Below are 13,407 nucleotides of genomic sequence, written 5' to 3' on the forward strand. Positions count from 1 at the left end.
GTCTGCATCCAAACTTATTACACTACATCAGAGCTAACCTCTTGAAGGGAATCGACCTTGCGTGTGACTAATGTAACGATCGATATTAGTCGAATGGGGGGGGGGGGTGAGAAGTGTGAGCAACGTTAATAGCCTGTCTACTGATAAGCTGACGGATGAAACAATGAGACACGAGGTTGAGATATTGAGAGAAAGTGAAGATGTGTGCTTGAGTCCGGCTCTCGTCAACGGAATAGTAGCTGCGTACCAAATAGCAATTACTAAGGCCTTAGGGGCAGGAGCGAACGCCCTCAGTCAAATGCTCCTCCAAGAGCTGGGGGACTTGCTCAGCAAGTATGTAGAACAAGTCGTAGGCGGTCTGAACTTCGACGAGCCTGAGGAGGCCATCTCGAAGGTATTCTCTGAACTGAAGTTAGCAAAGGAAGTTAATGTTAAGAAAGAGGGAGACGAGTGGCACGTTGAGATCAAGGGTTCCGTCTTCAAGCCCACTTACGAAATACTAAGGGATAGGGGAGTGAAGTTCTTCACTCTGAGCCCGGAAGCCCTCATAGTCGCGTCGATAATAAGGAAGTACCTCAGGCTCAAGGGCAATGGGAACGAAAGGGTAAACGTAAAGGCCGAGGTCCCAGAGGGGGACGTCCTAGTATTTAAGGTCAAAGAGGTCAAAGCGTTAAGGTGAGCTTTGAATCTGGTTCACTTGTGGACCAGAAAGGTGAATAGCGACGAACCCTTGGTGAGAGAGGGCCCAGAGGGCCACGTGGCTGTCAGCGCCGACTTCACGGCCTATTTGATAAGGCCGGACGGGAAGCTCCTAGCCAAGAAGTACTACAGAGGGACTCGTCTGGGAAGGCCTTGTGTGAACGCCCACTATGCTCTCTTTCCAGCGGAAAACGCGCTATTCGTATTCGAAAACAAGAGGGGCAAGCCCTCCGGCGTGGTGCGCTTAAATGGAAAGGGAGTAGACTGCGCTTTCAACGGAGACAAGGTGGCCGTCCTAACCACGCGAAGGCTCGCGACGTTCGAGTGGGATGAATCGGAGAGGAAAATGAAGCTTGTTAATGAAATAAAAATTAGGTCAAAAGCCTTGAGCCTTGACTGGAAGGACGAGGTGGTCGTAGGGACCGAGGAGGGCCTCCTCGTCGGAGGAGAGAGAGTAAATGTAGGGAGGGTCGAGCTGGTCTCCGTAGGTCCTCTAATAGCGGCGGCCGTCCCTAGGGGGCTCCTCCTACTGGACGGGAAAGATGTGGTGAGGGAAATAGAGGGCTTAGAAGTGACGGGCATCGCTTGGCTGGGCGACTTGGTAGCCGTGGGGGACAGGGGTAGGAAGAGAGTTGTAATTATGGACGTAAACGGTAACTTAGTGAGCGAGTTCCGATTTCCGGGCGCCGTGAGGAGTATGGACTGGGTGAAAGTCTTAGCAGTGGCCCAGAGGAGGAAGGTCTTGGGGTACCTACTTCTGCCCGAGGCTCCTGAGAGGACAAGCGAGCTGGAGGGAGGTGGTGGACCGGCCGGGATTTGAACCCGGGACCTCTCGGGTGCAAGCCGAGCGCTCTTCCAGGCTGAGCTACCGGCCCGCCGGGCTAGGCTCCTGACCGGCTTATAAATTTAATTATACCGTAAGGACGCCGTCCACAGGGAAGGGGAGTGGACCCTCTGAGCCTCGCGCTCCAAGTTTGCCTAACGCTCAACTCGACGCTCACATCTCTTTTATCGAGGGGAGGGTTGTACGTCAATGCCTTCGCTAACTACTTCCACTACTACACCTCGATGCTAGAGTTCTGTACCGCGGCCAACCACACAGCCGAGCTGCTAAAAGAGGTGAAGACCTTAGACGGCCTCGCTTACGAGACTGTCCAAGGGCCTCCAGAAGTTCAAAAAGTGTTAAAGTTAGCTAAGGTAGTGAAAGAAATGAAAATCCTCGTGAGCCAGCTCAACTGCACCGCGGGGGAGCTTGAGAAAGCAGCGAAAGTTCTGGAGGGCTTACCTACAGTGAAGTGTACTACTGATACGAAAAACCCCTATCTCGAGGTCTTCTGTTTCCTCTCTAATATAGTTGACAAAATCAGGTCCAACAAGCTGGAATTGACAAGATATTTGAAGCACGAAGTTGTTGAGGCGAGTCAGAAGACATCCTATTATGAGAGCGTTTTAAATGGGTGTAGGATGTCGTCCGCAAGGTAAGCTCTTTGCTCACCGTATTGACCCTCGCCGCGCTCGCCCAACTGGCCGACATATCTTTCGAAGTCTTCGAAATCAACGGTCTATACGTAGTAAACGTTACGGTTGACGACCCTTCCGAATTCAAAATATTGATCCTCGACGGTTGTGGCAGCTCGACCGCGCTTTCGAGGGGCGTTCTGCTTAAACTTTGTAAGAACTCCAAGGCTCTCTTCCTCTACGAAGGGTGGAAGGGAGCGGCTAGCTGCTCGGACGGTCGGTGTTGTGTGGTAGCCATCAAGAGGGCGGGAGGGGGCTTCGTAATCAAGGCCTTCGGCAGAGGCGACCTCTTAATAAGCGGAGTGGGCGTAGTGTTCCTCAAGGGCAAGGTAAAAGAGAAGTGTATCAAGAAGAGGGAAGAAGTGGTTTACGTACCTAAGTGTAGGAAGACGGCTTGCGCGAAGAGCGCGCCTGTGGGGGAGCTCGAGTGCAAGGAAAAGAGCGGAAAGGGTTGGCTAGTGAGAAGCTGCAAGGCGAAGAGGGTCTGCTTGGAGCGGAACTGCGTCGAGTGGGCGAGCTATCCCGTTAGGTTGTCCTTCTGCGAAGTTGTGAAGAGGGATCTGTTCATTTTCAACCCTACACCGTCCTCGAGCCTTTTATTGATAAAGCTCAAAGGGGAGACGGTGACGTTCTTACCGGCGAAGGTGAAGGGGAGTCCTTACGTGCTGACCGCTTACTCGGGTGGGAGCCCGTGTGCCTCCTTCGTTTGGCGCTAACTCTGTTAACCTTGGCGGCGTTCCTCAATGCCTGTGTGACAGTGAAAACTGAGACGGAAGGTAATACTATAAAGTTTGTCTTGGCTAGCCTTTGTGCGGGCGAGTACGGGCTTAGGGCCGAGGTCTCCGGGGCCTCCGTGAGTGCCGTCTCGGGGTTCCAAGAGGTCTCCGGCGGCGTTGCCCAGTGGGAAGGGTTCCTCAGCCAAGGTGACGTCAAGATCTTTTATCTGACCTTGAACGGGGCGAACTCTGAAGCCAGTGTGGAGTACGAACTGCTGTACGAAGGTCGCCCGGTGGCCTCCGGGGCCGTCGGCGTGGGGAGCTGTCTCTCCGTCACCGCGAGCGCGCAGAGCTTGGAGGACCAGATAGAAGGGGTTAAAAGCGGCTACGGAGAGCTGAGCGTGGCGCTCCACAACGTTTGCGGAGAGGAGGCGACGGCGTCGGTCTCAGTTAGGTTCCTCTACGCCGAACCCTCTCCGGAGGCGTACGTCGAGTATTGTTCCGAGGAGAGGAGTAAGATATACTGGTCTCTAACTTGCGCGGAAGCGCGCGGAGGGCCGCTGCTGACTTGTAGGACTTGGGGCCTGGGCGACTTCAAGGTCACGAAGCTAGTAGAAATCATTTACGTCAAGGATGGATCGAACGTTGAACGACGTAAAGATGTAATATTGGAGAGAGTTCCGGCGTGTTTGGAGTGGACGTGTCTCAGGTGGATAAAAGTTCCAAAGCTCTTCAGCTACTGTGCAAAGGTTAAGAGTGTTGAATTCGCGGGCGACGGAGAGGCTATGGGGAAGATCGTCACGTTCAAACTGAAGCTGGGACCGCACGAGACTAAAATAGTTAAGACGTATTTCTCCAACATTACGCCGGCATTTTACTTCGGTTTCTTGGAGGATAAAGTAAAAGTGCCCTTGGCCGTGGTTAGGGCGGGAAACGAGGAGCTGACGGTGCCATGGTTCGTCCCCAACGCCGCCTACCCGGTAACGGTAGCGTTTTACGCGGTAACGCTAGCGTTGTTAATACTAGCATTAGTAAAGCTCTTCTCCTAGCGTTAGCGCTCTCGACCGTTGCCTTGGGTTGTGTACAACTGAGCCACTCGTACGTCGAGCTTTCGAACGAATCTGAGCTCAAGCTCAGCGTCTCCGTAACGTGCCCGGGGCACGTCGAAGTTAGGGTGGAGACGGACGTAAATCCCTACTCCACGATCGGTCCGGTGAAGCTCGAGGGGAGCTCTTACGTCCTAACAGTTGAGGGGGAGGGGAGGGCTTGGGCGACCTTCCTCTTCCCGAGGAGCTCTCCCTTCATAAAAGTGAAGGTTTACTATGAATCGCAACTGGTAGACGAAGTTATCTTAAACCCAAAGGAGTGCGTCGACGCGACGGCCCGCCCTTCCGGGAACGGCAAGGTAGTCGGTTTGATAGTAGAGAACTTGTGTGACAAGGAAGTAGAAGTCCCAATAAAAGTAGTCGGCGAGGGGGCGGTTAAGTACTTGAAGAAGTCCGTCTGTGTCGAGAAGGTAGCTGAGCTGAGTTACGTCGATCAATGCGTGGAGAGGGTTTGTATCAAGTGGCGCTACGTCGAGACGTGCGCCAAGAAGAGAGTCGTCTGCATCAACGAAAAGTGTTCAGAACGGTGCAAGCTTAAGGTAAACGTGCCCGTCTCTTGCGAGGAGTGGAGATGCGTTAGGACGCAAAGGGTCCCGATCGTGAAGTACAAGTGTGCAAGGTACAAATCCGAAGTAATGGAAAGTTCTTGGGCCCCCTCCGGCAAGGAGGGCTTCGAGGGGTCCTTGAGGCTCGGGCCTCATGAGGTTAAGGCGCTTAGGTTCGTCTTCAAGGGAGGGGTGAAGAGAGCAAAGATAGGGGGGTCGGAGGTCGAGCTCCTACGCCCCTCTTTCCCGCCCTTGAAGATAAACTACTTGCCAATACTAATAAGCATAGCAGTTATAGTTTTCTCTTTGTCACTGCTCCTCACTTCTTGATTCTCGTTGCTTCCTTCAAGAGCGGCTCCACTTGTGCCCCCACGGCCCCTTCGTCGTAAGGTGGATAGGGCTTTCCCTCCTCCAAACTTAAAGGTTCTGAACAGAACATGCCCCAACTCACGACCCCCCTCAAGTCCGTGGGGGGTAACAGGGCCACAGCCCTCACCTCTCCTCCCTTTACGTCGCCTATGTTAGTTACTACAGTAATAGCAACCTTTCCCAAGCTTGTCCTAGTAACCTTCAGTTTGTCTGCGTTAGGGTGATCGTTAACGGACAGCACGCGTCCGGAGAACACCAGGACAGCCTTGCCCGGGCTCACCTCTTCCCCCAACTTAAGGAGGGTCGGCAAGGCTTGTAGGTAGCCCAAGGCCCAGGACGCCCTCGCCTTAAGTTCGTCCCTCTCTTCTATTCCCAATCCCAAAACTTCCTTCAATTCGGAAGCCAGCACGGAAAGGGTAAGGGCGTTCTGGGAGGCCATCTCGGCCGGGAGGCCGCTCCAACGCAATCGCTTCAGCTCGTCCCACGCCCCTTTCACGAGCTTGGTAAGCCTTCCCTTGTCCACGGGCCTCCCCGGGCTCCTGGCGACCCTCTCTACCTTCTCCAGACCCCACCAAGCCAGCAAGTACCTAGGGTCGTCGTGTCTAGGCAAGGCTCTGAACCCCGCCGCGGCTCGATAACTTATGTATTAGTTTTCGTCGCTGATGCCTAACGGTCAATGGGTACTTGGAGCGTCACGGGCGGAGGCCGAAGAGAGTAAGCCCTCACTATCATGAGGGCCGAGGGGTTTTGGGACAAAGGAGCGCTCTAAACTCAACGAAAGTCGAACCTAGTAGCGAAGGCGAGGTTCGGAGGAAAGCTGATGGCTTGCTTCGCTGTGTCCCCTGACAAGGCCGCCGCTGCCGGGGGCTTCTGACGAAAAGGAGAACGCTCCGCTAAGAGGCTTCCTTTTCGCGTGCCTCGAGCGCCTCGGCCTTCTCGGCGACCTTCCTAGGCAACCTCGCCAGCGCGCGCACCAAGTCTTCGACGAAGAGGGCTCCCACGTACTTTCCTTCTTCGTCGACGACCGGAATTACGGGTTCCCTTAACACTAGGAACTTGTCCAGAGCCACGAGGGCCTCATCCTCCGGGCTGAGGAACGGCACTCCTCTCATCATTATAGTTTTCACTTTGGCCATCGGAACGCTCATGTGTTCTCCTTCTCTATGTATAAACCACCTGTTAGTCTTTACAAACTCCTTGTAAGTTATTATTCCCTTGACCTTATTCTCTTCCTCCTTCGCGACTACTACCAGCCCCGGCAAGAACTTATTTATCAACTTGTGCCAAGCCTTGTTCACCTTTTCGTTCCAATCTATCACGTACTCCTCGCCGGTCCTCATGATGTCCTTCACCTTTAGCTCGGGTTTGCCGGGCAAGCCGTGCTTCAGCAGCCGCAACAAGTCGAAGTAGTCGACCACGCCTACCAGCTTGCCCTCCTCGTCGACGACTGGAGCCCCTCTGACCTTCTTGTCCTCGAGTTCCTTCACCACGCGCAATAAGTCGTCGTTCGGCTTAAACATTGGGAATTCATGCATAAAATCTAGGACACTGAACCGAGAGCGGTGAGAAGTGGGCACCATCAACTCGAATTGGGTTACGAATCCGTCCGTCCTCTTAGTGTAGGGGTCCCTCAGTACCGGGATCACCTCTTCGTCTGTCTTCCTCACGAGCGGCTTCAAATTTATTAAAAGTTCGTGCTTGTTATACACTACCACCGCGGGGGCCCTGGCGGCCTCCCTCACTTGTAAGACCTTGCCCAAGGTCAGCTCTTCAGGGACTTCTTCCGGCACGAGAACCGCTTTCCTCTCCTCCTTAACTCTTACCTCCTCAACCCTCTCAGGCAATATATCCACCCCGTCCTTCCGGCTCACGGTCGCACATCATGGATTATAAGAAGAGCACGCGCCTGCTGGAGGAGCTGTTGGGCGCTGTGGTTTCGGTGAGGCCACCGAACATCTTGGTGTACAGAGGCTGCGAGGGGGTGGAACTCCCCTTGAGCCCTCTCCCGGTAGCCTTAGCAATCTTCATGCCTACAGAGAAGGCTTGGGCGGCGCTGAGGGCACTCTACGGGGACGACCCGCGAGGGGCCTACGAGGAGTACTTGAGCAAGCCCTCGAAAGCTTGTTGGCTAAGCAGAGAAGTGGCCAAGGCCATAGCGTCCCGCTTAGGTGGCAAAAGGCCAAAGGGCTTGGAACTAGAGGTCGAGAAGAGGTGGCCGAACGTGTGCGGGCCGGTGGACGCCTTCTCGGAAGCCCTTAAGCTTACTACGGCGCTCAACGAGGCCGGGATATCGGCTTCCTTCTACAAAGGCGACAAGGAGGGAGAAGTAAGAACGCCCTATACGGTAATCAAAGTGAGGAAGTCGGACCCTGTGGACGAGAAGTTCTTAAAGGAGTTGAGGGAGCTAACGAGGAAGGATGCTGAACTGGCGAGGAGAGTCCTCTCGTTAATGAGCGCAAGGGGCAGCTGTGCCGAGCTCGCCGAGGCGGTGGAGCTTTCTGAAGAGCTGCTGGGCTACGGATTCTTGAGGGCCAAACTGAGGGAGAGGGCAGAAGAGCTGGCTAAGGAAGCCCTCACCAAGATCAGGATGTCCCGGGGGCGATGAAGAGGGTTAAAAGCGGCGATAGATGAGCGGGGGCCAAGCTCCGAGCCCGGAACCTCTTTAGCTGGCCCTCAAATAAGGACCCAAGGGTAGCGTGGCCATGGAAGACAAAGTTTTAGAATGGATAGCGTTCTTTTACCAGACTTATTTCCGGGAAATAACGTTCAACGCCTTACCGAAAGAGCTAAGAGACGTCCTAGGGGACGCTGCCTATGGAGTCATAACGAAGATAGTCATGGGTACTTCTAGCAGAGCTATACCGAAAATGGCGAAAAGCCTAGGCTTCTTAAAAGATGACGAAAAGGTCGATGCCTTAAGCAAGATAAAGGAACTGAACGAGAAATGTCACATTCAGCTCTATCAAGAAACCAGCAAGTACGGAACTATAGGGGACATCGGCCTGATCCCTATGGAGTACGACGAGGAGAAGGGCATACTTAAGTTTATATTGAACAAGTGTCCAGTCGATGAGGTAGCCGCGGCTCCTTATGTCGGCATAGTGGCTGGAATCTCGGCGGGACTAGGGCTGAAGGTCAGACCCATCAGGGAGCCCTCTCAGAAGAAATTCGTTAAAGAGGGTTTCGTCGCCTACCCGATCTTAGATAAAGAAAATAACAAGTGCTACATAGTTCTCGAAAAAGTGGGTTAACCAGCTATTCTCAGCACGTCTTGCAACAAGGATACCAGCTTTTTGTCGAAGTCCCTTATCCCGCCTAATACGACGCCTATAGCTATTAACCATATAATGCCTTCTACCATCACTATTGAGAACAACGCATACTCATTGTCTCTAAAGAACAAGATCAAGGCTATTATCGGCATTACCATATAGATTAGTAGAAGTAAGTTGAGCAAAGAAAAAGATATGCTCGAATTCAGCACGAAGGAGGAAAGCGCAGAAACTTTGGCTGCCGTGGTGTTGGCTAACAAGTCCGCGCCCACCGGGACTGATGTTGCACACAAGGTTTTAGGAAGTGTGAGAGGCGCAACCCCTGAAGGGAGTTTCTGAAAGGCTTTGAAAAAATTAGGATTAGCAACAAGTAATCATCCTAGCTATTCGTAACAGGAATATCGTTATTAGATAAGATATTGTAGCCATGATGGCAGATCCTAACAGTATCGCGAGCCCAGTGTTGAGCTGCCCCAAGATAAGCGCTATTGCAGACACTATCGAACCCGAAAGCAAAACGCCTAACGCTTGGTACTTAGCGAAGACCGTATCGGTTAAGTACTGATCGCTCCCTGCCCTACCCTCAGCCGCGAAAGCTGCGGGCATTAATACCATTAACGTCAACAAAGCGAATACTACCTTCCTCACGACCCTTATCCCTCCACTCTCCACTTTATGCTCTATTTAAAAAATTACTCTATGTAGAAACTTTGACCTCCACAGCCTGTTTAGCTGCCTCCTTTCTCATCATGTTTATAAACTCCTTCAGTAAGTAGAAGTTGAACACTAATTCTATTATTGTTATCGTCTCCACGGCAACCAGCGTGACGCCGCCCTTGGCGGCTATGGTAGCCGGCGCTACGTAAGCGACGTACAGCAAGAGAGCTAAGGTGACGGTGACCCACAAGAACGTCGCCGGGGCTAACACGGTAAGTTGATAGCGCTTGGGAGCCTTCAAGTCCTTCACCACCCAAGCGGCGACGGTCATCATAGCTATGGATGCGAGCATCTGGTTAACCCCGCTGAAGGCTGGCCACAGCACTAGGTAGGCGCCGCTGAGCGCCAAGCTGAACCCTAGCACAGCAGCTATCAAGGAGCTTACCCAAGCGTTGGAAAGCACTTTCTTTCCGAACTTTAGCTCCTCCACGAGCTCGCTCCAAGTGAACCTGGCGAGCCTCACGGTGGTGTCTAAGGTAGTTAACGCGAAGGAAGTTATCCAGAGGCCCGCGAAGAGCGAGAGAGCCTTTACCGGGAGGTGGAGCGCGGTGCCCACGGCAGCGCCGAAGCTCTCGGAGAAAATCCCGGCCGGTCCTCCGAAGGTCTTCATTATGGCTGGGTAGTTCTTACCGAACTCGACGGGGTCGGCCAAGACTTTTTGTATCACTTCTGGGGAGAGGTTCAACTTAACGTCGTACGCTTGGGGGTTGAGAAGCATCAAAGGTAACATCGCGGCTATAGAAGCTACCACCAAAGTAGACAATAAGCCCTCAGCGAACATCGAGCCGTAGCCCACCAGCAAGCCGCTCAACTCGTTGTCCAGCTGTTTGGAGGTGGTTCCGCTGGCCACTAAGCTGTGGAAGCCGCTGAGTGCGCCGCAAGCTATGACCAGGGGCACCAAGGGCCAGAAGGGCGAGTTTACGCCCAGCACCGGTGCGTCGAAGCTCGTGTAGGCTGGGGCCTTGAGTTCGCCGAATAACGCTATCAAACCCACGACGCCTATTGCTAAGCCGAAGTAAAGCAGTAGGGAGTTCATGAAGTCTCTCGGCTGTAGCAATACCCACACAGGTAAGCTGGCAGCTATTATAGTATACGCGAGTAGTATCAAGACCCAGTCGTTGTAGCTTAGCTTTATCGGGAAGTTCTCTGCTATTAGGATGCTAATCAATATTAAGACAACCGCTATCGCAGCGGACTGGACGGGCTTGAGTGACTTTTGGTACATCAAGTACCCTAACACGACTGCCAGCGCTATCTGTGTCATAGACGCCGTGGCGACCATAGGTATCTTAACGAACAAGTGGCCTATCACGGCGCCGAATGCCGCTATGACCAATAATAGCGCGAAGTAAATGAATACTGAGAATACCTTGCTCATTTTCTTGCTTATCAGCCTTCCCGAGATCCACTGAATGCTCCTACCGTCGTAGCGCACGCTAGCCATGAGCGACAAGTAGTCGTGAACAGCGCCTACGAATACGTTGCCGAACCATATCCACAATATCGGCATCAACCAGCCCCAACCCATAGCCATCGCTGGCCCTACTATCGGACCGGCGCCGGCTATGGAGGCGAAGTGGTGGCCCATTAAGACGTACTTGTTCGTCGGGACGTAGTCCACGTTATCCAGGAACTTCTTCGCCGGGACTTCCCTGTCAGGGCTGGCTTTCACCACTTTCCTCTCGAGGATCCTCCTCCCGTAGGTGTAGTAGGTGACGGCATATATGATCAAGGCTATTACGACCAGTACGGTCGTCGTTACCATTACTGGCCCACCTCTGTTAGGAAATGTCGCCGAGGAACTTATTACCTCTACTATAGATTTGGGGCGCCCGCTTGGTAACTCCCTATAAACCTCTCTGCAGTCGAGGTCGGACGAGCTTCGGCGCGGTGATAGCTTGAGGTTGCTGAGATTCCTCGTAGAAACTATAAATGAGTTACTTAAGCTCAATGCTACAGAATATATAGAATCGGAGTTGGAGGAATTGGAACACCTATTCGCCTTGATAACCCTCGGTTTCTTGGTAGGGTACCCGGTAGTGCCGCCCCCGCTAAGCTTGAAACTAATGCCATACATGGAAAGGGAGCTCCTAATAATGATAGATAGGGCAGAGAGGTTGGACGACCAGCTAGGCATACTTGGGTTCGACATAGAGTAGGGGGTGACCGAAGGTGGTAAAGAAGGTGTTCCACTTCATGGGTAAAGGAGGCGTCGGAAAGACGACCTCCTCAGCAATACAAGCGACGCTCTTAAGCGAGATAGGGAAGACGTTGATAGTCTCCTTGGACCCAGCCCATAACTTGGGCGACGTGCTGGGCTCAGAAGTGGGGGAGGAACCGCGAGAGGTCGCCCCTAACTTGTTCGCTGCAGAACCCAACGTAGACAACATAATCTCATCTTACGTAAGGAAGGTTATTGACGAGATTCAGGATCATTACAAATACTTAAAGGTTTATAACTTGGATAATATCTTGAAGGTCTTGGAGTACGTCCCCGGAGTGGAGGAGCAAGCGCTGCTCGAGGTCTTGGAGAAGTTTATGAACTTAAAAGACTTTGACTATCTAGTAATAGATCACGCCCCCACGGGCCTGTCGGTCAGAGTCTTGTTATTGCCGGAAATAATGGAGGAATGGTTAGAAAGGTTGATCGAGCTGAGAAAGCAGATAATCAAGAGGAGAAAGATTTTAAATGAAGAGGGGGAGGACCAAGTATTAAAGATATTGATGGAGGAGTCCGAGAAGAACAAGAGAATAAAAAATTTTCTGAAAGACCCGAGGAAAAGCGTAGTAATAGTGGTGCTTAATCCCGAAGAGATGCCTTTTCTGGAGGCTAAGAGGATAAAGGACGTGTTGACGAAGTTCGGGATACCGCTCTGCGGAGTCGTAGTCAACAAAATAGTCTCCGGAGAATACGAGGAAAATATATTGAAATCGATCATCGAGGAACAAGGGAAGTGGTTGCCAAAAATAAACGAGGAATTCAAAGAATATGTAATAATAAAGGTACCATACTTGGTACCCCCGCCCAAGGGGATCAAGGCTCTGAAAGACGTAGGAAACGAGGTCTGGGGCGGCGCGCTTTGTCGTTCATAATGGTCGCTATATTTGCCCTCGCGGGGGCCACGACATACCAGTTCTTCAGGGGGCGTAAGCAGAACTTAATCTTAATGAGGGAATACGTGCGGGAGTTGGAAAGGGCCCTGAGGCCTGTCGACAAAAACTACGTCTTGTTGGGACTTTACAGCGGCTTCAAAGCCGAGTTCTTGTTAGACGCGCCGGAAGTGTACAAGGCTGAAGCCTCCGTGGCTCTGATGCCGAGGGAAAGCTTGCTTTACTACCCGATATCAATGCTCACGCTAAAGCATGACCGGTTCTACTTAGTTCTAAGGCTAAATAAGAAAGTCAACGAGGAGTTCCACGTCGTCGACCCTAAAGTAATTAAGTACAGCGCGCCAGACTTGAAAGAGAAGCTGATCTACGAAGTAAATGTGGGCGAGAAGACGTACTTGGTCAACGACCTTCGCGCAAAGGAGACGTTCTCAGAGCTATTGCTGCCAGAAGTACTCCACGTCTCGTTAGTCCCCGAAACCAACGTACTTTATCTCTTCGCCAAGCCTCGTCCGGGGCTAGTCGAAATCATAGCCAGCAGAGCCCTCAAAACCGTTAAGGCCCTCTGAGAGCAGGCCTATAGGTGGGGAAGTTAGTAGAGGTCTGTCACTCCGGATGCAGGGACGTGTGCGAGGAAGGGGGTTGCGAAATAAAGGTAAGGTTAGGAGACGAACTCGACGCTAGGAAGATGGCCTCACTCATAATAGAGGTCCTCGCGTCCGAGGAGGTGAAAGTGGTGAACGAGCCAAGGGGGAGGCTGCTAACGGCCCTAATAGAGGTCGCTAAGTGGATGGGGATAAAGGTAAGCAAAAGTTGAGACCTAGAGAACTTTTCGTCTTATTCAATCGCTTAGAGACATGCCGAGAAAGAAGCCCTCGATCGTTCCTAACTCACAAAGTTCTCAAGGTAGCCTTTCGAGTAATAATAATGGAGCGTTAGGAATCTCGTTTTGTAACATCATATATTTTGTACCTCGATATATCATCGTTATTAAGACGGATAGACAACTGATGTACGTTTCTACGGTCGCTTTTGTATAGTTTTCGAATTCTCTAAGACAACTCTGGTATTACAAATAATCAACTTTTTCTCACTCATCATTTCCATTTTCCTCATTGAGCCCGTGGGAACACGCTATATTCGAAACCGTACCATTACTATTCTCATTTCTCAACCCCCTTATATCCTTTCATGGGAACGCCCAAGGCCTTGGGGGTAAGGGCAGAGGAAAATTTCTTAAATGGAGAGAAAAATAGCTGGGAATTGTAAGGAAGCGGTAGAACGAAAGCCTTTTAAGGGAAGGAACTTGGAGCTTTATACGGAAGCGCTCGGTGGAGTCTCAAGAGAGGATAGAAAG

At 52.0% G+C, this 13,407-nt stretch carries 17 protein-coding genes and 1 tRNA gene; 12 read left to right on the forward strand and 6 right to left on the reverse strand.

Annotation, left to right across the window (positions count from 1 at the left end; genetic code table 11):
• Positions 1–115 precede the first annotated feature (115 nt).
• The gene (locus AC1HCZ_RS01285) at positions 116–679 is read left to right on the forward strand and encodes a hypothetical protein (protein WP_479461735.1); all 564 of its coding nucleotides are present in this window, start codon (positions 116–118) and stop codon (positions 677–679) included.
• Between the two features lie 3 nt (positions 680–682).
• The gene (locus AC1HCZ_RS01290) at positions 683–1,519 is read left to right on the forward strand and encodes a hypothetical protein (protein WP_479461736.1); all 837 of its coding nucleotides are present in this window, start codon (positions 683–685) and stop codon (positions 1,517–1,519) included.
• Here AC1HCZ_RS01290 and AC1HCZ_RS01295 read toward each other — a convergent pair.
• Positions 1,498–1,574: transfer RNA gene (locus AC1HCZ_RS01295), tRNA-Ala, on the reverse strand. The two genes, AC1HCZ_RS01290 and AC1HCZ_RS01295, sit on opposite strands and share 22 nt — an antisense overlap.
• 148 nt (positions 1,575–1,722) lie before the next feature.
• On the opposite strand from AC1HCZ_RS01295, the gene AC1HCZ_RS01300 reads away from it, so the two are divergent.
• Genes AC1HCZ_RS01300 through AC1HCZ_RS01315 form a run of 4 tightly spaced genes read left to right on the forward strand, consistent with a single transcriptional unit; the run spans position 1,723 to position 4,914 of the window.
• A complete protein-coding gene (locus AC1HCZ_RS01300) occupies positions 1,723–2,181 on the forward strand; it encodes a hypothetical protein (protein WP_479461737.1) in 459 nt (152 codons plus the stop codon).
• Positions 2,182–2,186: 5 nt separating this feature from the next.
• On the forward strand, positions 2,187–2,933 hold the full coding sequence (locus tag AC1HCZ_RS01305) for a hypothetical protein (RefSeq protein ID WP_479461738.1): 747 nt from the start codon (positions 2,187–2,189) through the stop codon (positions 2,931–2,933).
• Positions 2,909–3,982 carry a hypothetical protein gene (locus tag AC1HCZ_RS01310; RefSeq protein ID WP_479461739.1) on the forward strand — a complete coding sequence of 358 codons (1,074 nt, stop codon included), beginning with the start codon at positions 2,909–2,911 and terminating at the stop codon, positions 3,980–3,982. Before AC1HCZ_RS01305 ends, AC1HCZ_RS01310 begins: the two co-directional genes overlap by 25 nt.
• 23 nt (positions 3,983–4,005) lie before the next feature.
• Positions 4,006–4,914, forward strand: a complete 909-nt coding sequence (locus AC1HCZ_RS01315) for a hypothetical protein (protein WP_479461740.1) — start codon at positions 4,006–4,008, stop codon at positions 4,912–4,914.
• Here the strand turns inward: AC1HCZ_RS01315 and AC1HCZ_RS01320 are convergent.
• Together AC1HCZ_RS01320 and AC1HCZ_RS01325 are read right to left on the reverse strand one after the other, a co-directional pair.
• Positions 4,904–5,563: a hypothetical protein gene (locus AC1HCZ_RS01320; RefSeq protein ID WP_479461741.1), complete on the reverse strand. Its 660-nt coding sequence runs from the start codon at positions 5,561–5,563 to the stop codon at positions 4,904–4,906. The genes AC1HCZ_RS01315 and AC1HCZ_RS01320 overlap by 11 nt on opposite strands.
• 283 nt (positions 5,564–5,846) lie before the next feature.
• Positions 5,847–6,797, reverse strand: a complete 951-nt coding sequence (locus AC1HCZ_RS01325; protein ID WP_479461742.1) for a CBS domain-containing protein — start codon at positions 6,795–6,797, stop codon at positions 5,847–5,849.
• A gap of 38 nt (positions 6,798–6,835) precedes the next feature.
• Between AC1HCZ_RS01325 and AC1HCZ_RS01330 the strand changes: the two genes are divergently transcribed.
• Together AC1HCZ_RS01330 and AC1HCZ_RS01335 are read left to right on the forward strand one after the other, a co-directional pair.
• Entirely contained in the window at positions 6,836–7,558 is a 723-nt protein-coding gene (locus AC1HCZ_RS01330) for a hypothetical protein (protein ID WP_479461743.1), read from the forward strand.
• A gap of 97 nt (positions 7,559–7,655) precedes the next feature.
• A complete protein-coding gene (locus tag AC1HCZ_RS01335; RefSeq protein ID WP_479461744.1) occupies positions 7,656–8,204 on the forward strand; it encodes a hypothetical protein in 549 nt (182 codons plus the stop codon).
• Here the strand turns inward: AC1HCZ_RS01335 and AC1HCZ_RS01340 are convergent.
• From AC1HCZ_RS01340 to AC1HCZ_RS01350, 3 genes are all read right to left on the reverse strand, one after another.
• Positions 8,201–8,518, reverse strand: coding sequence for a hypothetical protein (locus AC1HCZ_RS01340; protein WP_479461745.1), 318 nt, complete (start codon positions 8,516–8,518; stop codon positions 8,201–8,203). The genes AC1HCZ_RS01335 and AC1HCZ_RS01340 overlap by 4 nt on opposite strands.
• A 67-nt stretch (positions 8,519–8,585) precedes the next feature.
• Entirely contained in the window at positions 8,586–8,873 is a 288-nt protein-coding gene (locus AC1HCZ_RS01345) for a hypothetical protein (RefSeq protein WP_479461746.1), read from the reverse strand.
• Between the two features lie 49 nt (positions 8,874–8,922).
• On the reverse strand, positions 8,923–10,707 hold the full coding sequence (locus AC1HCZ_RS01350; RefSeq protein ID WP_479461747.1) for a carbon starvation CstA family protein: 1,785 nt from the start codon (positions 10,705–10,707) through the stop codon (positions 8,923–8,925).
• Between the two features lie 133 nt (positions 10,708–10,840).
• On the opposite strand from AC1HCZ_RS01350, the gene AC1HCZ_RS01355 reads away from it, so the two are divergent.
• The 4 genes from AC1HCZ_RS01355 to AC1HCZ_RS01370 are packed head-to-tail and all read left to right on the forward strand — an operon-like array spanning position 10,841 to position 12,867.
• Entirely contained in the window at positions 10,841–11,101 is a 261-nt protein-coding gene (locus AC1HCZ_RS01355; RefSeq protein WP_479461748.1) for a DUF7990 family protein, read from the forward strand.
• Positions 11,102–11,114: 13 nt separating this feature from the next.
• The gene (locus tag AC1HCZ_RS01360; protein ID WP_479461749.1) at positions 11,115–12,035 is read left to right on the forward strand and encodes an ArsA family ATPase; all 921 of its coding nucleotides are present in this window, start codon (positions 11,115–11,117) and stop codon (positions 12,033–12,035) included.
• Complete coding sequence (locus AC1HCZ_RS01365; protein WP_479461750.1) at positions 12,023–12,619, forward strand: hypothetical protein; 597 nt, start codon at positions 12,023–12,025, stop codon at positions 12,617–12,619. Before AC1HCZ_RS01360 ends, AC1HCZ_RS01365 begins: the two co-directional genes overlap by 13 nt.
• A gap of 14 nt (positions 12,620–12,633) precedes the next feature.
• A complete protein-coding gene (locus tag AC1HCZ_RS01370; RefSeq protein ID WP_479461751.1) occupies positions 12,634–12,867 on the forward strand; it encodes a hypothetical protein in 234 nt (77 codons plus the stop codon).
• Positions 12,868–13,407 lie beyond the last annotated feature (540 nt).

It is taken from the genome of Ignicoccus sp. (genome assembly GCF_056435145.1).

Bases quoted from the DNA above. Each gene is read 5' to 3' on its own strand.
- AC1HCZ_RS01330 (WP_479461743.1), top strand. From the start codon at position 6,836: ATGGATTATAAGAAGAGCACGCGCCTGCTGGAGGAGCTGTTGGGCGCT.
- AC1HCZ_RS01335 (WP_479461744.1), top strand. From the start codon at position 7,656: ATGGAAGACAAAGTTTTAGAATGGATAGCGTTCTTTTACCAGACTTAT.
- AC1HCZ_RS01350 (WP_479461747.1), bottom strand. From the start codon at position 10,707: ATGGTAACGACGACCGTACTGGTCGTAATAGCCTTGATCATATATGCC.